This is a genomic window from Dietzia timorensis (genome assembly GCF_001659785.1).
GTDB lineage: Bacteria > Actinomycetota > Actinomycetes > Mycobacteriales > Mycobacteriaceae > Dietzia > Dietzia timorensis.
This window is the reverse complement of the sequence record NZ_CP015961.1, coordinates 2,522,188-2,539,750: the sequence shown is the minus strand read 5'-3', so window position 1 is coordinate 2,539,750 and position 17,563 is coordinate 2,522,188. Positions and strand designations below refer to the sequence as shown.

General features: G+C 66.6%; 20 protein-coding genes. 18 read left to right on the top strand and 2 right to left on the bottom strand.

Translation table 11 applies throughout. From position 1 onward, the window contains the following. Positions 1 to 25: 25 nt before the first annotated feature. From BJL86_RS11695 to BJL86_RS11670, 6 genes are all read left to right on the top strand, one after another. Complete coding sequence (locus BJL86_RS11695; RefSeq protein WP_231887153.1) at positions 26 to 1,036, top strand: ATP-binding cassette domain-containing protein; 1,011 nt, start codon at positions 26 to 28, stop codon at positions 1,034 to 1,036. An 11-nt stretch (positions 1,037 to 1,047) separates the two neighbouring features. Beyond that, positions 1,048 to 1,884, top strand: coding sequence for an ABC transporter permease (locus BJL86_RS11690; RefSeq protein WP_414836059.1), 837 nt, complete (start codon positions 1,048 to 1,050; stop codon positions 1,882 to 1,884). Positions 1,885 to 1,895: 11 nt separating this feature from the next. Beyond that, positions 1,896 to 2,321, top strand: a complete 426-nt coding sequence (locus BJL86_RS11685) for a GNAT family N-acetyltransferase (RefSeq protein ID WP_067472769.1) — start codon at positions 1,896 to 1,898, stop codon at positions 2,319 to 2,321. A 16-nt stretch (positions 2,322 to 2,337) separates the two neighbouring features. After that, the gene (locus BJL86_RS11680; protein ID WP_197487544.1) at positions 2,338 to 2,805 is read left to right on the top strand and encodes a DnaJ family domain-containing protein; all 468 of its coding nucleotides are present in this window, start codon (positions 2,338 to 2,340) and stop codon (positions 2,803 to 2,805) included. Positions 2,806 to 2,819: 14 nt separating this feature from the next. Next, a complete protein-coding gene (locus BJL86_RS11675) occupies positions 2,820 to 3,263 on the top strand; it encodes a VOC family protein (protein ID WP_067472767.1) in 444 nt (147 codons plus the stop codon). A 75-nt stretch (positions 3,264 to 3,338) separates the two neighbouring features. Further along, the gene (locus BJL86_RS11670; protein ID WP_197487543.1) at positions 3,339 to 4,730 is read left to right on the top strand and encodes a serine hydrolase domain-containing protein; all 1,392 of its coding nucleotides are present in this window, start codon (positions 3,339 to 3,341) and stop codon (positions 4,728 to 4,730) included. On the opposite strand, the gene BJL86_RS11665 is transcribed toward BJL86_RS11670, so the two are convergent. After that, complete coding sequence (locus BJL86_RS11665) at positions 4,712 to 5,272, bottom strand: dihydrofolate reductase family protein (protein WP_067472761.1); 561 nt, start codon at positions 5,270 to 5,272, stop codon at positions 4,712 to 4,714. The two genes, BJL86_RS11670 and BJL86_RS11665, sit on opposite strands and share 19 nt — an antisense overlap. Positions 5,273 to 5,332: 60 nt before the next feature. Continuing rightward, positions 5,333 to 5,971, bottom strand: coding sequence for a mycofactocin system transcriptional regulator (gene mftR, locus BJL86_RS11660; RefSeq protein ID WP_082908392.1), 639 nt, complete (start codon positions 5,969 to 5,971; stop codon positions 5,333 to 5,335). Between the two features lie 196 nt (positions 5,972 to 6,167). Between mftR and mftA the strand changes: the two genes are divergently transcribed. The 12 genes from mftA (at position 6,168) to BJL86_RS11600 (ending at position 17,539) form a co-directional block, all read left to right on the top strand. Beyond that, entirely contained in the window at positions 6,168 to 6,278 is a 111-nt protein-coding gene (gene mftA, locus BJL86_RS11655) for a mycofactocin precursor MftA (protein WP_414836058.1), read from the top strand. A 2-nt stretch (positions 6,279 to 6,280) separates the two neighbouring features. Next, a complete protein-coding gene (gene mftB / locus BJL86_RS11650) occupies positions 6,281 to 6,610 on the top strand; it encodes a mycofactocin biosynthesis chaperone MftB (protein ID WP_067472755.1) in 330 nt (109 codons plus the stop codon). Between the two features lie 59 nt (positions 6,611 to 6,669). Continuing rightward, the gene (gene mftC, locus BJL86_RS11645; RefSeq protein WP_067472752.1) at positions 6,670 to 7,896 is read left to right on the top strand and encodes a mycofactocin radical SAM maturase; all 1,227 of its coding nucleotides are present in this window, start codon (positions 6,670 to 6,672) and stop codon (positions 7,894 to 7,896) included. Between the two features lie 47 nt (positions 7,897 to 7,943). Continuing rightward, complete coding sequence (mftD, locus tag BJL86_RS11640; protein WP_067472749.1) at positions 7,944 to 9,167, top strand: pre-mycofactocin synthase MftD; 1,224 nt, start codon at positions 7,944 to 7,946, stop codon at positions 9,165 to 9,167. Positions 9,168 to 9,224: 57 nt separating this feature from the next. Further along, positions 9,225 to 10,040 carry a mycofactocin-coupled SDR family oxidoreductase gene (locus BJL86_RS11635; RefSeq protein WP_067472746.1) on the top strand — a complete coding sequence of 272 codons (816 nt, stop codon included), beginning with the start codon at positions 9,225 to 9,227 and terminating at the stop codon, positions 10,038 to 10,040. A gap of 2 nt (positions 10,041 to 10,042) precedes the next feature. Then, positions 10,043 to 10,756: a mycofactocin biosynthesis peptidyl-dipeptidase MftE gene (gene mftE / locus BJL86_RS11630; RefSeq protein ID WP_231887152.1), complete on the top strand. Its 714-nt coding sequence runs from the start codon at positions 10,043 to 10,045 to the stop codon at positions 10,754 to 10,756. A gap of 67 nt (positions 10,757 to 10,823) precedes the next feature. Next, a complete protein-coding gene (locus BJL86_RS11625) occupies positions 10,824 to 11,546 on the top strand; it encodes a lipocalin family protein (RefSeq protein WP_231887151.1) in 723 nt (240 codons plus the stop codon). A 59-nt stretch (positions 11,547 to 11,605) separates the two neighbouring features. Beyond that, positions 11,606 to 13,120 carry a mycofactocin biosynthesis glycosyltransferase MftF gene (mftF, locus tag BJL86_RS11620; protein ID WP_082908391.1) on the top strand — a complete coding sequence of 505 codons (1,515 nt, stop codon included), beginning with the start codon at positions 11,606 to 11,608 and terminating at the stop codon, positions 13,118 to 13,120. Then, positions 13,117 to 14,475 (top strand): GMC oxidoreductase, encoded by a 1,359-nt coding sequence (locus tag BJL86_RS11615; protein WP_067472743.1) that lies wholly within the window; start codon positions 13,117 to 13,119, stop codon positions 14,473 to 14,475. Before mftF ends, BJL86_RS11615 begins: the two co-directional genes overlap by 4 nt. Before the next feature lie 67 nt (positions 14,476 to 14,542). After that, entirely contained in the window at positions 14,543 to 15,481 is a 939-nt protein-coding gene (locus tag BJL86_RS11610; RefSeq protein WP_067472787.1) for an alpha/beta fold hydrolase, read from the top strand. Positions 15,482 to 15,784: 303 nt separating this feature from the next. Further along, complete coding sequence (gene trxA / locus BJL86_RS11605; protein WP_067472740.1) at positions 15,785 to 16,168, top strand: thioredoxin; 384 nt, start codon at positions 15,785 to 15,787, stop codon at positions 16,166 to 16,168. Positions 16,169 to 16,417: 249 nt separating this feature from the next. Further along, complete coding sequence (locus tag BJL86_RS11600; RefSeq protein ID WP_067472738.1) at positions 16,418 to 17,539, top strand: Zn-dependent alcohol dehydrogenase; 1,122 nt, start codon at positions 16,418 to 16,420, stop codon at positions 17,537 to 17,539. Positions 17,540 to 17,563 lie beyond the last annotated feature (24 nt).

Genomic DNA, 17,563 nt, shown 5'->3' with positions numbered 1-17,563 from the left:
CGGGGCCATATGGCACTGTGATCGGGTGACTGAGAAAACGGGCCCCGATCGGGCCATCGCCGTCGAGGCGAAGAACCTAGTCAAGAAATTCGGCGACTTCACCGCAGTGGACGGAGTGTCCTTCCAAGTCCCCAAAGGATCGGTGCTCGGTGTGCTCGGCCCCAACGGCGCGGGTAAGACCACCTGCGTACAGATGATGACCACCCTGCTCACACCCACCTCCGGCACCGCGACGGTCGCCGGGTACGACGTGGTGACTCAACCGAAGCAGGTCCGGCAGTCGATGGGCCTGACCGCCCAATCGGCCACCGTGGACGAGTTACTCACCGGCCGCGAGAATCTCCGCATGATCGGAGACCTCTACGGCCTGCCCGGGAAGCGGGTCAAGGAACGGGCGGACGAGCTGCTCGAGAAGTTCTCGCTCAGCGACGCCGCGAACAAGATCGCGAAGAGCTACTCCGGTGGCATGCGCCGGCGCCTCGACCTTGCAGCGAGCCTCGTCGCCGCGCCGCCGGTGCTGTTTCTCGACGAGCCGACCACCGGCCTGGACCCGCACGCACGACTCGAACTGTGGGAGGTGCTCCGCACGCTGGTGCGGGAGGGAGCAACGCTCGTCCTCACCACCCAGTACCTAGATGAGGCGGACCAGCTGGCCGACAACATCGTGGTCATCGACCGCGGGAAGGTCATCGCCGAGGGCACCCCGCTGCAACTCAAGGACCGCTCGGGCGCGGCCTCCCTCGTGGTCACCGTGTCCCGCGCAGAGGAGGTCGAACAGGCGGAGCAAATCCTGCGCTCCCGTGTCGAGGAAGTGCATGTCGACCGCGATGCGCGCCGGATGACGGCCCCCAGTGAGGGCGTCAGTGCACTTGCCGCGATCGCGAATGCGTTCGCCGATGCCGGGATCGAACTCGACGACATCGGACTGCAACGCCCCAGTCTCGACGACGTGTTCCTCGGTCTCACCGGGCACCGCGCCGAAGACACCAGCAACCTGGGCGAAGACGCCGACAAGATCGCCGAGGAGGCGAAGTGAGCTCAGCGAATATCTCCGGTGTCATCACCGAAACAGAGGAGCCGGCCCGTCCCCTCGGCCCCGGATTTGGCCGCCAGGTTTCGACGATGGTGCGTCGCAACCTCACCCACATCAAGCGCCAGCCGGAAAACCTCACCGACGTCACGATCCAGCCCATCATGTTCGTCGTCCTGTTCGCCTACGTCTTCGGCGGTGCGATCAGCGCCCCTGGTGGCTCGTACCGCGAATGGTTGCTACCCGGCATCATGGCGCAAACCATGACGTTCGCCGCGTTCATCGTCGCGGCCGGGCTGTCGCAGGACCTGGAGAAGGGCATCGTCGACAGGTTCCGTTCGCTGCCGATTTCCCGCGCATCGGTCCTGGTCGGTCGCTCGGTGTCGTCGATCATCCACTCGATGATCGGCATCATTGTCATGTCGATCACCGGCCTGTTCATCGGCTGGAAGATTCACGGAAACATCGCGGAGGCGCTCGGCGGATATTTGCTTCTCCTCGGTTTTGGCTTCGCGATGATCTGGATCGGAATCCTCGTCGGCTCGGCACTCAAGAGCGTCGAAGCCGTCAACGGCGTCATGTTCGTCACTGTCTTCCCGGTGACGTTCCTCGCCAACACGTTCGCCCCGCCGGAATCCATGCCGACGTGGCTGCGCACGATCGCCGAGTGGAACCCCATCTCCGCCGTCGTACAGGGAATGCGCGAACTCTGGGGCAACGCCCCGGTGGCCGGCCCGGACGCGGCGCTTCCGCTGCAACATCCCGTCGTCGCGACACTCATCTGGGTCGTTGTACTCACGGCAGTGCTCGCCCCATTGTCGCTGCGCGCGTTCAACCGCCGCACCAGCGGTTAAAATCCGTCCCCATGGGTTACGAACTCCGCAGCGGCACACCGGACATAGAGTCGTACCTGCGCCTGCGAGCGGACTCGGGCCTCACTCCGAAGACGCGCGAGCAGGCCGAAGCCGGTCTCCCCGGAACGTGGCGCGGCTGCCACGTCGTCGACACCGACACCGGGGAGACGGTCGGCATGGGTCGCATCATCGGCGACGGCGGCTGGTACTTTCACATCGTCGATATGGCCGTGCTTCCGGACCATCAACGCCGCGGACTCGGCGACCAGATCATGTCCTGGCTCCTCGACACCATCGAGGCCGAGTCCCCGCCCGGCCGATTCGTCACGCTCATGGCCGATCCGCCCGGCCGTGCCCTCTACGCAAAGCATGGCTTCACGGAGGCCCCGGAATTCTCCGCGGGAATGGGCCTGTGGAATGGCCGGATCCGCCGCTAAGCCCAGGGGTTCAGGTATGACGTCGGAGGAACCAGCCAACGAATCGGGCGGCTCGCCCGCGCCGCGGGACAAGGGCGTGCCCCAGCGAAAGCCGCCGGGAATGGCCTTCGAGACATTTGTAGAGCGTCAGATCCGGCAGTCCATCGAGCGCGGGGAGTTCGACAATCTGCCCGGCGCCGGAAAGCCTCTGCCAATACGCGACGGGGGAGAGGACTGGTGGATTAACCAGCTCATCGAGCGCGAAGGTCTCACCGGCCACGAGCTCCTCCCGCCAGCGCTGCGCCTTCGGCGTGAACGCGAGCTGCTCCCCGAGAAGGCGCGCTCATGCCGCACCGAGGCCGAGGTGCGCGAGCTTGCCGCAGGTTACAACCGCGACGTCGCCGAGGAAGTCCGTCGCGGCGTAGGAGACGGTCCGAACATCCCCCTGCGCAGAATCGATCCGGATATCCTGGTCTCCACGTGGCGGGATAGCCGCCACCCGTAAGGAAGTAGGACCTCATGTCCACCGCAGCCCAGCCCGAGCGTCTTTCCCATCCCATGGTGTTCATCAACCTCGTCGTCGAGGACGTGAGGAAGGCGATCGCCTTCTACCGCGCACTCGGGTGGCACGAGAACGAGATCTTCCGCGACGAGACATCTGCCTCTATGGAGGTCAGCGACAACATCGTCGTCATGTTGCTGGAGAACAGCAAGTTCTCCCAGTTCAACGATCGCGAAAGTTACACCCCGGGGGGCCCGCGCGAGGTCCTCAACTGCATCCAGCTCACCTCGAAAGAGGACGTCGACACGTTCGTGTCGCGAGTGCGCGACGCCGGAGGAAAGATCACCCGCGAACCAGAAGCCCAGGGGCCGATGTACGGTGCCGCCTTCGACGACCTCGACGGGCACGGCTGGGAACTGATGTGGATGGATCCCGAAGCTCTCGCGCAGATGGGCGGCTAACCCTGCGCGAATCGGGGTCGACTTAGTGGTCATCCCCGATGTGCCGAGGGCCGGTCGGCTCATAATGTGAGCGTCGTGAAAACGACATGGCCCTGGGCACTCGCAGCGGTGGTGGTGGCCGTCGGCGCGATCGTCGTCGCGCCCGTCGCCGCTGCCTCGAAGCATGAATCGACCACGCTTGCCGAAACCTTCGCCGCGCATACCGACGCACCCGGGACGGCAGTGGCGGTGGTCGACCTCGACGGCCACATCCTCGACTCCAGCACATTTGGCCGCGACGGCAGCCACAATCCGATCGACACCGACACCCCGTTCGTCTGGGGGTCGGTGTCGAAATCGGTGATGGCGGCCGCCGTGCTCGACTCCGGAGTGGACACCGATCTCTCCGTTATCGATGCGCTGCCCTTCCTCTCCAAGGGCGCCTCACTGGGGAGGGATGTCACAGTCGGCGACCTCCTCAACCACACGAGCGGGCTGCCGCACTCGCTCTCGGCCACCGACATCGACCGGAGCGCCGGAGCCCTCGAAGTCCTGGAGGGACCAAACTCTCCTCTGCTCGACGTCGACGTCTCCGAACGCGGCGGATTCAATTACTCAAGCCTCAACTACCTGCTGCTCCAGGCAATCCTCGAGCGACAGGGCGACCTGAGCTCGCTGCTGGAGCACAGTGCGCCCGGCGTCATAACCTCCTACCAGGAGTTCTCGGACTCGGTCTCGGCCGGGCATGTGCCGGTATTCGGCCTCAATAGGGCGCACCGCATCGCACAAGATCATGCCGGTCTCGGTTACGGGTACCTCGCCGGCTCCGTGGAAGTGCTCGCACGATACGCGGCCGAGCAGGCGAGACTTCGCGTTCCCGGTGGGCCCGGCGAGCGGCTACCGGACACCGTCGCGCGAGACGGCAGCCGGTACGCATCGGGATGGTACGTCGATGCCGGCGATAGCGACGCAGGACGCGGGGCGACCTTTCGCCATTCGGGAGCGGTACCCGGCTACTTCGCCCACGTCGCGTTGGCGCCCGAGGACGGTAAAGCGGTGGTTGCCCTGGCGAACAGGTACGGGGAGATGGAAGCCGCCCGCATGTCCGCAGAAGCCGAGCGCACGGTGGCCGCCGCGCTCGGCGAGTCGGGGAGCGCGGCCGCTGCTCCGGGGCGGCCGTGGGGATACATACTGGCTATGGTCGCGGGAGGGATCGCCGTCCTCCTGCTCTGGGTGAGAGCCGCATTTGCGTGGCGCGCCCGCGCGTCGAGGTCGGCGCCGGGAGCGTTGCTCGAGGCCTCGGCTGTGGGGCTGACGGCGGCCGCCGCTATCGCCGTGCCCGCCTACCTCGGATATCCGGTGGCGCTCATCGCGCAGTGGGCGCCGGATGTGGCGATCCTGCTCAGTGCGTTCGGCGGGTTCGCGGTGCTGCTCGCTGGTGTGTGCGCGGCGACCGCGCTCACCGGGCGTTATCGGCGGACGTCGTAGCGCACCTGCACCATGCCGTTGTCGAAGCGGCGCTCGCGCGTGAGCTCGAGCTTCGAGAACACCCCGGCCGGAAAGACCGGGCTCCCGCCGCCGACGATGATGGGGCACAGGAGCAGTTCGACCTCGTCGACCATGCCGCGCTCGAGCGCCGAGCGGGCGAGGATCGGGCCCTCGATCGTGAGGTTGCCCTGTGCGCCGTACTTCGCGGCGCGAAGGGTCTCGGTCGTGAGCTCGCGTTCGAGTCGGGTCCGCTCTGTCCACACTGACTCGAGCGAACGCGAGAACACGACCTTGTCAGCCGCTTTCCATGCCTCGGCGAACCGCTCGGTCTCCGGTGACTGTGCGGCGACCGCGGGGTCGGTTTCCCACACGGCCATTTCTTGATACATGCGGCGGCCGTAAAGGTACGTGCTGACATCGCGAAGATCCTCGTTGATCGCGGAGATCACTTCTTCCGAAGGTTCCGCCCACGAGTAATCCCCGTCCGAATCGGTCTGGTAGCCGTCTAGCGAACACGCGACTGAGAATGTGACTTTGCTCATAGGTCAATAGTTCCAGTCGTACGCCCGTTATGTGTTCGGTTTTCGGGAGGAAGCCTTGGCTCAGTCGAGTATTTCGCACGCTTTCTGCAGGTAGCCATGTAACGCCTCCTGCGATCCCTCGTCTTCCGGAAGCGACAGCCAGGCTTGGTACGAGGACATCGCGATCCCTTGTGCGGCGTGCGCGACGGCCAGCGGAATGAGGTCGGTGGTGCTTTCGCCGCGCCGGCCCGCGACGAACTCGGCGATCGCGGCGCGCCAATCCGAGTACATGAGCACCGAGTGCGCCTGTAGTTCCGGCTCGTCGAGCAACAGGCGCATTCGCGCCCGGTGCACGCGAGTCTCCGAGGCGGGAAAGGTGTTGAAGAAAACGAGCGCGTCGGAGAGGGCGTCGCGAAGTGGGAGCACGTCGTCGATAAGTACGAAATGTTCGCGCATGACAGCGATCTGATCGGAAAACTCGCCCCAGGGAATCGCGGCCTTATTGGGGTAGTAGCGGAACAGCGTACGCCGGGAAATGCCCGCCGCCACCGCGATGTCCTCGACGTTTGTCGAGGAGTATCCGCGAGTGGCGAACAACTCCATGGCGGAGGTGAAGATGCGTCGCCGGCTGGTGGAGGGCCGGCGCCCGGGGGCGTGATCGATGTTGCCTGTCGATGCGCGCGAGGCGTCGTCCGGCGCGCCGGGGGAGTGTGAAGGCATTGTCTTCCCCCTTCGTTTTTCGCGTTCATTCGTGCAGCTCGACGGCACTATGATGCCACCTCGCCGCGTTGCGTGTAGACAAAAGCGCCGCGAACCATTGCAAATGGCACTGGGTGCCAATATGATGTGGAACACACCAAGGATGGCTTTGGTGTGAGGAGGGCAACACCGCCCGCCTGTGTGCACGACGAGTTGGTTGACAGCACGAAGGAGGTTCGTCATGGACAGCAAGCACAATGACGAGGTCATGCTCGACGAGGCGCTCATCGAAGAGGTCTCGATCGACGGTATGTGCGGGGTGTACTGATCATGCCCGCAGCAGCACCGGCCGGTATCCACCAAGATTCGCAGGCGAAAGCCGGCGCGGGTTTCGCGCTGGATGCCGGCTGGCGCCTGCACCCGCACGTGGCATTGCGTCCCGAACCCTTCGGCGCGCTCCTGTACCACTTCCACACGCGCAAGCTTTCTTTTCTCAAGCACCCGGCGATCGTCGAGGTCGTCAAGACGATGGCCGACCACGACACCGCGGCGGCAGCCATCCGAGACGCCGGCGTCGATATCGATGACCCGCACGTCGCCCGTCTCTACATGCATGCGCTCGGCCAGCTCGCCGAGTCGCAGATGATCGTTCCCCAGTAAGTCGCCCCACAGCGCTCGAGCGCTCACCGCGCCGAGCACACTCACAGGAGGTCCTGCCCATGACCGCCCCGGCCGTTGCCCCACCGCCCAAAGTCGGACGCCTTGTCGACCAGTTCGAGAAGGGTCTAGACGCCCCCATCTGCCTCACTTGGGAGCTGACGTACGCGTGCAACCTCGCGTGCGTGCACTGCCTGTCGTCGTCCGGCAAGCGCGATCCGCGCGAGCTCTCCACCGAACAGTGCAAGGCGATTATCGACGAGCTGCACAAGATGCAGGTCTTCTACGTGAACATCGGCGGCGGCGAGCCGACGGTGCGCTCGGACTTCTGGGAGCTCGTGGACTACGCCACCGCGAACCAGGTCGGGGTCAAGTTCTCCACCAACGGTGTACGGATCAACGAGGAGGTGGCCGAGCGCCTCGCCGCGAGCGACTACGTCGACGTGCAGATCAGCATCGACGGCGCGACCGCCGAGGTCAACGACGCCGTGCGCGGGCCCGGGTCGTTCGACATGGCGTGCCGCGCGCTCGAGAACCTCAACAATGCGGGCTTCCGCGACGCGAAGATCTCCGTCGTCGTGACGCGCGAGAACGTCGGACAGCTCGATGAGTTCAAGGCGCTCGCCGACAAGTACAACGCGACGCTTCGTATCACCCGCCTGCGTCCGTCCGGCCGCGGCGCCGATGTGTGGGACGACCTGCACCCGCTGCCCGAGCAGCAGCGCGACCTGTACAACTGGCTCGTCGAGCACGGCGAGAACGTGCTTACCGGGGACTCCTTCTTCCATCTGTCCGCGTTTGGGGAGGGCCAGGGTTCGCTCCCGGGGCTCAACCTGTGCGGCGCCGGCCGCGTGGTGTGCCTGATCGACCCGATCGGCGACGTGTACGCCTGCCCGTTTGCGATTCACGAGGAGTTCCTCGCAGGCAACATCGTCGATGACGGCGGCTTCGAGTCCGTGTGGCAGGAAAGCGAGCTGTTCCGCAGCCTGCGCGAGCCGCAGTCCGCGGGCGCCTGCGCCTCGTGCAACTACTTCGATTCGTGCCGCGGCGGCTGCATGGCCGCGAAGTTCTTCACCGGCCTCCCGATGGACGGTCCCGACCCCGAGTGCGTCCAAGGCTTCGGCGAGGGACTGCTGGAGGCGGAGCGGAACGTACCTTCGCCGTCACAAGACCATTCCCGCACGAAGGGACTCGCCGCGCGCAAGCAGCCCGCGGGGCCGGTACCGCTGACGCTCCTGACGACCCCGCCGCGCAAGCCCACGCACATGTGCGACGAGTCGCCCATCTAGTTTCCCAACCCCACCGACCTGCACGCCTGACCCGAAGGATTAACTCCGTGGCCTCTCTCTCCGAACTCGCAGAGCTCAACCCGTGGCGCAAGAACCCCTGGTTCGAGTCCGTCGCCGAAGCGCAGCGGCGCGCAAAGAAAAAGCTGCCGAAAAGCGTGTACATGGCGCTCATCGCAGGTTCGGAGCGCGGGCTGACACGGGACGACAACACGGACGCCTTCGGTGAGCTCGGTTTCAAACCGCACGTGGTCGGCGCGAAGGCCGAGCGGTCGATGGAGACCTCCGTCATGGGGCAACCCATCAGCTTTCCGGTGATGATCTCGCCGACCGGAGTTCAGGCGGTGACCCCGGACGGAGAGGTCGACGTCGCCCGCGCCGCCGCGGCCCGCGGCACCGCGATGGGGCTGTCGTCCTTCGCGTCGAAGCCGATCGAGGAGGTCGCGGCGGTCAACCCGCAGACCTTCTTCCAGGTGTATTGGCTCGGCGGGAAGGAGGAGGTGCTGGCGCGCCTCGAGCGGGCGAAGGCGGCCGGCGCCAAGGGCGTCATCATCACCACCGACTGGTCGTTCTCCATCGGCCGCGACTGGGGGAGCCCGGAGATTCCGGAGAAGCTCGACGCGAAGGCGATGGTCAAGCTCGCGCCCGAGCTCGCGGTGCGCCCCCGCTGGGTGACCGAATGGGCCAAATCGGTGATCGAGAACAAGGCAATGCCGGACCTGACGACGCCGAACCTCGTCGCCCCGGGCGAGGTGGGCCCGACGTTCTTCGGCGCCTACGGCGAATGGCAGGGCACCCCGCCTCCCACGTGGGAAGACATCGCGTGGATCGCCCGGAATTTCGACGGGCCGGTCATGCTCAAGGGAATCACCCGCGTCGACGACGCCAAGCGCGCCGTCGACGCCGGGGTCACCGCGATCTCCGTGTCCAACCACGGCGGCAACAACCTCGACGGCACCCCGGCATCGATCCGCTGTCTCGCGCCGATCGTCGACGCTGTCGGCGGGGATGTCGAGGTCGTGCTCGATGGCGGTATCCGGCGCGGCGGGGACGTAGCCAAGGCGCTCGCGCTCGGCGCGCGTGCGGTGATGATCGGCCGCGCGTACCTGTGGGGCCTCGGCGCCAATGGGCAGACGGGTGTGGAGAACGTTCTCGACCTGTTGCGCATGGGGCTCGACTCGGCGCTCATCGGCACGGGTAAGAGTTCCATTTCCGAGCTGTCTCGGGACGATTTGATCATTCCGGAGGATTTTTTCCGCCGGCTGGGCGAATAATCACTTCGAGCGAGTTCACTCCACTCGCGTCCGCAATATATCCAGAGGGGATCGCCAATGGGACAGTTCGACGGCAAGGTCGTGTACATCACCGGAATCGCGCGCGGGCAGGGGCGCAAGTACGCCACGCGCTTCGCGGCCGAGGGGGCGAAGATCATCGGCTGCGATATCGCCGATAAGGCGTCCGCGTGGACCCGGTACCCGGCCTCGACGCCCGAGGACATGGCCGAGACGGAAAAACTCGTCGCCGAGGCAGGGGGCGAACTGTTCGCCCGCGTCGGCGACGTGCGCGACCTCGCATTCCAGCAGCAGCTCGTCGCCGACGGTGTCGCCCACTTCGGCGGCCGCCTCGACATCGTGGTCGCCAACGCCGGCATCTGCAACTGGGGCAAGTTGTGGGAGATGGACGAGGAGCAGTGGAACGACACCATCGACATCAACCTCACCGGCTATTGGAAGACGCTCAAGGCGTCGATCCCGCATATGCTCGAGGCGGGTAACGGCGGGGCGATCACGCTGCTCAGCAGCGTCGCCGGCCTCAAATCGATGCCGATGCAGGCGGCGTATTCGGCATCCAAGCACGGCGTCGTCGGGCTCGCGCAGACCGCGGCGAAGGAGCTCGGCCGCCACGGCATCCGCGTGAACACCGTCCACCCCTACGGTGTGCTCACTCCCATGGGTGGCAAGGACGAGGGTGCCCACGAGGTCTTCAACGACATGCCCGAATTCCTCCCGCATTTCGAGCCGATCCTCGGAATGGGTATGGCCAAGACCGACGACATCGCCGACTCCGTGCTGTTCCTGTCTTCCGAGCAGGCCCGGACCATCACCGGCACCACGTTTACCGTCGACATGGGCGCGACCAAGGTCTGACAGTGCCCGAGTCCGCGCGCGGGTCCGGCCGCTCTACATCTGTCGCGCTGGCCGTGCTGCCCCTCGGCGCGACCGAACAGCACGGGCCGCACCTTCCCACGGACACCGATGCCCGGATCGCCAGGGCGATCGCCTCCTCCGCCGTCATACACATGGAACATGCAGGTATGACGGCGGAGCTCCTTCCCGCCCAGGCGATCGGGGCCTCCGGCGAGCATGCGGGGTTCGCCGGGCTGGTCTCCATCGGAAACGCGGTGCTGCGGAGCGTGCTGATCGAGATCGGTCGCTCGGTGTGCGAGTGGGCGCCGCGGCTTCTCATCGTCAACGCTCACGGCGGAAACGTGGGCGCGCTCACGGCGGCCGTGGTGGCGCTGCGCGGCGAGGGGCGGGATGTCGCGTGGGTGGCGTGCGAGACGGCGACGGGCCCGTCCGATACCCACGCCGGCCGCGGTGAAACCTCGATCATGCTCGCGCTGGCTCCGGACGAGGTGAAGATGGACGCCGCGCGCCCCGGCTGCACGGCCCCACTTGCCGAGATCCTCCCCGAACTCAGACGCGGGGGAGTGCGCGCGGTCTCCGCCAGTGGCGTGCTCGGAGACCCGACCGGCGCGAGCGCCGAGGAAGGGCGGGAGATGGTGGCCGAAAACGTGCGGCGGATCGCGTCCGCCGCGCAGCCGTGGGAGATCGATTCGCGCGGGCACCTATCCGATCGTTGATCGGCTCCGAACCACAAGGCGACCCCGATAGTCGCCACCGCCACGGAGGCCCAACGGAAGAGGATCCATGCTCCGCCGTCATTCCACTCCCACCCGTGCCCGACCGACCATGCTGCGGGGTGCCGCTGCCTCCGCCGCCGTCGCACTCGCCGCCCTCGCCGCGCTCGCCTTGTCGCCCGCGGCGGCCGCACAGTCCACGAGCCCGAACGAAGCCGGGCAGAGGGCCGCGAGCTCGTCCGACATCCCTGTTCCCGGCGGCGTGCAGCTCGGCTCGGTCGGCGGGGACCCGCTCACCGAGGTCGGCCACGTCGATCCCGAGCGTTATGCGGGCAAGTGGTACCAGCTTGCCGCCATACCGCAGCCGTTCAATATCCAGTGCGTCGCCAACACGACCGCCGAATATGAGGTGACCAACCCGACGACCCTGTCCGTGCGCAACTCCTGCGACCGGGCGTTCGGTGGCCGCTCATCCATCGACGGCGAGGCCCGGGTGACAAACGAGGAGACGAATGCCTCGCTACGCGTTGCGTTCTCCGGCGTACCCGGGCAGGACCCCAATGGGCCGACGAATTACCGCATCACGTATCTGGCGGACGACTATTCGCTCGCGATCGTCGGGTCCCCGGACCGCAGCTCGGGCTTCGTGCTCAGTCGCACCCCGGACCTGCCCGCCGATCGCTGGGACGACGTCAGCGAGATCATCACCGAACGGGGCTGGACCGACTGCGCATTCCTCTCGTCTCCGACCACGGACGGACAAGGCGGAATGACGCCGCTATGCCTGCGCTAGCGGCGTCGCCGCGGTAGGTGTGTGACCTCAAACCGGCACATGCCACTACTGTGGAGGGCGTGAGTGAGGGCGCGCGCGACGAACACACCGAGGCACCGGCGGCGCCGACTCACGGCGCGCTCGCACCGATTCTCGACGTGCGCACAGAGGTGTCCTGGCTAACCGACGGGAGCTACCGTTTCGTGGGCGGCGAACCCATGACGATGCTGCGGTTGGACGGCCAGGCATTCAGTCGTCCGCCGCTCGGGATCGGTCTACTCGGTATCTCCGACCGGATCGCCGAGGCGTTCTATGCCCGCGGGCTCGCGCATCCCACGCCGATCGCCTACAGGGGTCCCTACCGCCTCGACGAGTCCTCCAGTCTTGCGCACCTGTCCATCGTCGTGCCGGTCAAGGACGACCACGAGGGTGTGCGGGCGCTAGCCGAATCGCTCGGGCCGATTCGAGCGCGCGGGGCTTCGATGATCGTCGTGGACGACGGAAGTGCAACCCCGTTGCGAGGCGCCGATCTCGGCGACGCCGAAACGGTGCAGATCGTGCGCCACGATCGCACCCGGGGGCCGGCCGCCGCCCGTAACGCGGGCATCGCGCTGGCCGAGCAGCGCGGCGCGACAGAGGTGATGCTCCTCGATGCCGACACGGTTGTCTCCGGAAGCGGATGGCTCGCCTTGCTCCGCCTACACTTCGCCCGGCCGGACGTGTGCATGGTGGCTCCGAGAATCGTTGCCGCCGAGCCCGGCACGAGGGGCGTGCGCGGGTTCGAGACCGCCCGTTCCGCCCTTGACATGGGTGCGCACCCCGCCCGGGTCGCCCCGCGTACCTCGGTGCCGTACGTGCCCAGCGCCGCATTGCTGCTCCATCTCCCGAGGCTGCGCGAACTCCTCGGCGAAGGCGATCTTTTCGCCGCCGGTATGCACGTTGCCGAAGACGTCGACCTGTGCTGGCGCGTGCTCCGCGCCGGTGGCGAAATCCGCTACGAACCCGTCGCTCACGTCGCCCACACCCATCGACTCGGCCTCGTCGCGATGCTGCGGCGACGAATGTTCTACGGCGAAGGCGCATCTCGGCTTGCCCGGGATCACGAAGCCGAGATCGTCCCCGCGATTTTCAGCACCAGAACGTTGATCGCAGCGGCCGGTTTCTGGTGGTTTCGGCCCTGGTCTCTCGCGCTTGCCGCGGCGATGACGGTGTGGTCGGCGGCATCGGTTCACAACACTCTCGGCGGCAGCAAGCGACTGACCGCGCGCATCGTAATCAAGAGCCAGGCCAACTCTGTATGGCAACTCGCCTCCGCAGTGCTTCGCCCGTACGCGCCCGCAACGCTTGCCGTTCTCGCGGCTACCTCCACCTCGTCGATCGGTCGCAGGGGCGCAAGGATCGTCGCCGTTGCCGCAGTCGCCGAAGGTGTGCGGCACTGGTGGCGCCAACGGCCGCCGCAGGGCCGCCCGGTCAACGACCTGCCCTCGCATCTCCTTCTCCACCGCGCCGACGATCTCGCCTACGGGCTCGGGGTGTGGAAATCGGTTCTCGCCGAGCGAAGCCCCAGGGCGCTCCGGCCGGAACTTCGGCGATGATCTCCTACTCTTCTGGCGCCCCTCGGCTGCCCGACGTGATCATCGTCGGAGCCGGGCCCGCGGGAGCCGTGCTCGCCCGGCGGCTCGCGGACGCCGGAGCCGAGGTGAGGGTGCTCGAGGCCGGGCCGGACACGCGCGAGACGCCCCGGCAGCCCGCGGCTCTACTTCCGTTGAGTGGGGACGAGCCCGCGGCCCGGCAGATCGCTGCGCGCGGTCGCGCCGGAGAGACAGTGTCCGTCTGGCGCGGCCGCGGTCCGGGAGGTTCCGGCGCGATCAACGGGGCCGCGTGGACTCCCGCGCCCGCCGACGTCGTCAAAACCTGGCCGGGATGTACCGCCGATCGTTATGCCCGGGCACTCGGCCGCGCCGAAAGCGTGATGTTGCCCGTAGAGGTTTCGCCCTCGCCGCTGGCAGTAACATTGTCCGGCGTTCTCGGAGAACCTATGGCGCCCGGTCGACTCACCGTTGAGCCCGACGGGCGCCGCCGCGATCCATGGACCGCATATTGCCCCGAACGTGCGGGAGCGACACTTCACTGCAGCGCAGGTGTACGCGAGCTGCTTCTTTCGGGCTCCGATGCCGCAGGACCGGGCGGCTCGATTCGGGCCGAGGGGGTTGTGCTGGATGACGGCGAACGACTGTACGGCGGAGAGGTTGTACTCGCGGCCGGCGCAATAGACACCGCGCGGCTGCTTCGACGAGCCGCCGCGAACCCCGTGGTACAGGCTCACCCGGAAGTGCGTTCCACATTGAGTTCGGCGGGGCGCGACGCGCGCGAACACCCGGAGACTCTTCTCGACCTGCCCGGTTCATTGCACACACTGCTGCACGAGGCGCCGGCGGGGATACTCGGCGCACGCATTCCGCTGACAATCGCTGGACGCCGCATGGAAGTGCGCCCCTACGAGCGGCCCTTCCACGCCGCGATCCCAGGTCTGCCGGAGGCCTCGGCCCAGATCGGCGTGGCCCTGCTTGATCCGCGCTCGGTGAGCATCGTCGAGGACGACAGGCTCACGCTCTCGGCAGTTACGGACGACTCCGACCGCGAGGTACTGGACGCGGGCGCCGGCCTCGTGGCGGATGCCCTGGCCACGCTGGCAGAAGCCCGCGGCGGCCTGGCGGTGGGGGAGGTCCGACGTCATACCGGGTACTCCCAGCACCTCTACGCCACCGCCCCCATGGGACAGGTGACCGATGCGGACGGGCGCGTCGAGGGGCTGGACGGGCTGCGCGTCGCGGACGCGGCGATCCTGCCGCCGGGGCTGGGCGCGGGCCCGTATGCGAGCGTGTTCGCGGTCGCCGAAGCGGTGGCGGAGTCGATCGCCGCGGGCAGCCGGGCCGGTCTCGCGCGGTAGTTCGGTGCGGCGGAACACATCGGCGAAAGCCCGCGCGGTGCGTCGGCAGTGGTGCACAATGACGTCCATGTCGACTGCGACCGGATCACAACCCCAGGTGGAGGCCTTCACGGTGCGCGGGGCCGTGGGAAAGATCGCCGGGGACCGCTGGAGCCCGCCGCAGCACGCGGAGCGACGCGACAAGGCCGGGAACCCGAAACCTCCGGTGCTGATGCTCCACGGCGGAGCGCAGACGCGACACTCGTGGAACCGCGCGGCGACCGCGCTCGCCGGCGACGGCTACGAGGTGATCACCCTCGACGCGCGCGGCCACGGCGACAGCGAGTGGGCGCCCGATGGCGACTACGACATCTTCGCGATGGCCGACGACCTCGTTCTCGCCGTCGGCCAGCTCTTCGACGGTGCGCGCCCGGTGCTCGTCGGCGCCTCGCTCGGCGGGATCACCGCGCTCATCGCCCTGGGGCGCGGGGATGACGTCGGAGGTGCCCTCGTTCTCGTCGACGTGGCGCCCAAGCTCGAACGAGAGGGGGTCGAGCGCGTCGGCGCCTTCATGCGTTCCGGGGTCGAGGGCTTCGATTCCCTCGAGCAGGTGGCCGATATGGTCGCCGAGTACCAACCGCACCGGCCGCGCCCGAAGAACATCGACGGGCTGCGAAAGAACCTGCGACAAAAGTCCGATGGACGCTGGTACTGGCACTGGGACCCGCGCTTCGCGGACAATGCCAACGGGGACAACGCGGCGCTCGGTGCCGAGGTGCTGGGCCGGTATGCGAGCTGTGTGCAGGTACCGACGATGATGCTGCGCGGTTCGAATTCCGACGTGATCGCCGAGGACGCGGGGGATGCGCTGCGCAAGCAGATCCCGCACGTCTATACGCGATCGGTCGCCGAGGCGGGGCATATGCTCGTCGGCGACGACAATGCGGTGTTCCTCGGTAACCTCGGTTGGTTCCTCGACGAGATCGCCGGCCCGCGAGCCGAACAAGCCGGTCGCGCGGAAAGTTAAGGCGGCAGGTTAATTACCTGGGGAAACAGGCTTCCTGGGCGCCTGGGGAATTGGTGCTCGATGCCCCATCTTTGGGGTGGAGTTCGGGACGTTGTAATCGGTGTATCCCCAGGTAAGCGCCCTTCGGGGGCGCAAAGTTCGATTTTGGAATGAATCTCGTGCCAAGCTGGTTGCACTCATTGAGTCAACTAAGGCCAACAAAGTAATCGCCGCCCCAGGCGGCAACCCCCGGTAGAGCCACTGCCGGCATCGGTTGCGGTGGACTAACGACGGCGGACACAAACCGTAAAAGGAGCTATATAAATGGCAACCGTGGACGTCACCAGCAGCGAATTCGAGAAGACGGTCACCGAGAACGACATCGTCCTCGTCGACTTCTGGGCTTCCTGGTGCGGACCGTGCCGTTCGTTCGCACCGACGTACGAGAAGACCTCCGAGAACCATGAGGACGTCGTGTTCGCGAAGATCGATACCGAGGCCGAGCAGGATCTCGCGGCCCAGCTGCAGATCCAGGCGATCCCCACCCTCATGGCTTTCCGCGAGGGCGTGGCCGTATACCGTAACTCCGGCGTCGAGTCCGCCGCCCGCCTCGAAGAGCTCATCGGCAAGATCAAAGAGCTCGACATGGATCAGGTGCGTAAGGCCATCGAGGAAGAGACCGCGAAGGCGGCTCAGGGCAACTCCTAGTCGCCTTCGGCGCGGGCTTTCCCGAGTCTTTCGGAGCCCCCGTAGGGATTTCCCTACGGGGGCTTTTTCGTGCTCCGGCCAGAAAAAACTAGAACACGTTCACGCACGGGCTGTGCTGTGTGCCACAATGCTTGGCAGACACGTAGAACGTGTTCTAGAACTCGTCGAGTTCGCCGCGGCTCGAGTAGGGGCGGGGCGTGGGCGAACTCGGCGCACGACGCGCAAGACAAGTGAGAGGGCCGAAAGAACGTGAAAACCAAGGTCGCCGTCGCGATGGAAATCGGTAAGCCGTTCGAGCTCATGGAGGCCGAACTCGACGGTCCCAAGGATTTCGAGGTACTCGTCAAGTGGAAGGTCGCCGGCCTGTGCCATTCCGATCTCCACATCTCCTCCGGTGATATGCCGGCCACGCTTCCGCTGGTTGTCGGCCATGAGGGGTCGGGCATCGTGGAGGAGGTCGGGCCCGGCGTCACGCGCGTCAAGCCTGGTGATCACGTGGTCGGCTCCTTCATTCCGGGCTGCGGCACGTGTGGCGCGTGCTCGCGCGGCATGTCGAATCTGTGCAACGAGGGCTGGAACGGCACCACCGGCTTCATGGCCGATGGCCGGCTTCCGTTCAAGCTTCCCGGCGGCCGTGAGGCCGGCGGGATGACGAACCTCGGCACGTTCGCCGAGCGCGCGGTCGTCAAGGAAAAGTCCGTCGTGCCGGTCCAGGAATGGATTCCGTTCGAGACGGCGGCGCTCGTCGGCTGTGGTGTGACCACCGGGTACTCCTCGACGATCAACACTGCGGGCGTCAAGGCCGGCGACATCGTCGTCGTATTCGGTATCGGCGGGCTCGGCGCCAACGCGTTGCAGGCCGCGAAGCTCGCCGGTGCTCGCTACGTCATCGCCATCGACACCGATAAGACGAAGGAAGACGTCGCGATGAAGTTCGGCGCGACGCACTTCTTTTCCGACCCGGCCGAAGCTGGCCCTGTGGTCAACGAACTGAGCTGGGGCGAGCAGGCCGACAAGGCGATCATCACCATCGGCGTCGCCGACGCGGCGGTCACCGAGGCCGCGTTCAACCTGCTCGGCAAGCGCGGCGTGCTCGTGCTCGTGTCGATGGGAGCGATGGACAACTACTCGGTGCACATCCCGGGGCTGTTCCTGTGCCAGTTCGAGAAGGTGATCAAGGGCTCGCTCTTCGGTTCGGCCAACGCGAACTACGAGATCCCGGACCTACTCAAGCTGTGGGACCAGAAGCACATAATGCTCGACGAACTCGTGTCCCACCGGTTCACACTCGACCAGGTCAACGAGGGATACGAGATGATGGAGACGCCTGGCTCCGGCCTTCTTCGCGGGCTGATCATCCACGACGACTAGTACGCGAGCCGCGACCGGCGGACC

Excerpts from the sequence above, each read along its gene's own strand:
- BJL86_RS11685 (WP_067472769.1), top strand. The coding sequence starts at position 1,896 with ATGGGTTACGAACTCCGCAGCGGCACACCGGACATAGAGTCGTACCTG.
- BJL86_RS11680 (WP_197487544.1), top strand. The coding sequence starts at position 2,338 with ATGACGTCGGAGGAACCAGCCAACGAATCGGGCGGCTCGCCCGCGCCG.
- BJL86_RS11675 (WP_067472767.1), top strand. The coding sequence starts at position 2,820 with ATGTCCACCGCAGCCCAGCCCGAGCGTCTTTCCCATCCCATGGTGTTC.
- BJL86_RS11665 (WP_067472761.1), bottom strand. The coding sequence starts at position 5,272 with ATGAGCAAAGTCACATTCTCAGTCGCGTGTTCGCTAGACGGCTACCAG.
- mftR (WP_082908392.1), bottom strand. The coding sequence starts at position 5,971 with ATGCCTTCACACTCCCCCGGCGCGCCGGACGACGCCTCGCGCGCATCG.
- mftB (WP_067472755.1), top strand. The coding sequence starts at position 6,281 with ATGCCCGCAGCAGCACCGGCCGGTATCCACCAAGATTCGCAGGCGAAA.
- mftC (WP_067472752.1), top strand. The coding sequence starts at position 6,670 with ATGACCGCCCCGGCCGTTGCCCCACCGCCCAAAGTCGGACGCCTTGTC.
- BJL86_RS11635 (WP_067472746.1), top strand. The coding sequence starts at position 9,225 with ATGGGACAGTTCGACGGCAAGGTCGTGTACATCACCGGAATCGCGCGC.
- BJL86_RS11625 (WP_231887151.1), top strand. The coding sequence starts at position 10,824 with ATGCTCCGCCGTCATTCCACTCCCACCCGTGCCCGACCGACCATGCTG.
- BJL86_RS11615 (WP_067472743.1), top strand. The coding sequence starts at position 13,117 with ATGATCTCCTACTCTTCTGGCGCCCCTCGGCTGCCCGACGTGATCATC.
- BJL86_RS11610 (WP_067472787.1), top strand. The coding sequence starts at position 14,543 with ATGTCGACTGCGACCGGATCACAACCCCAGGTGGAGGCCTTCACGGTG.
- trxA (WP_067472740.1), top strand. The coding sequence starts at position 15,785 with ATGGCAACCGTGGACGTCACCAGCAGCGAATTCGAGAAGACGGTCACC.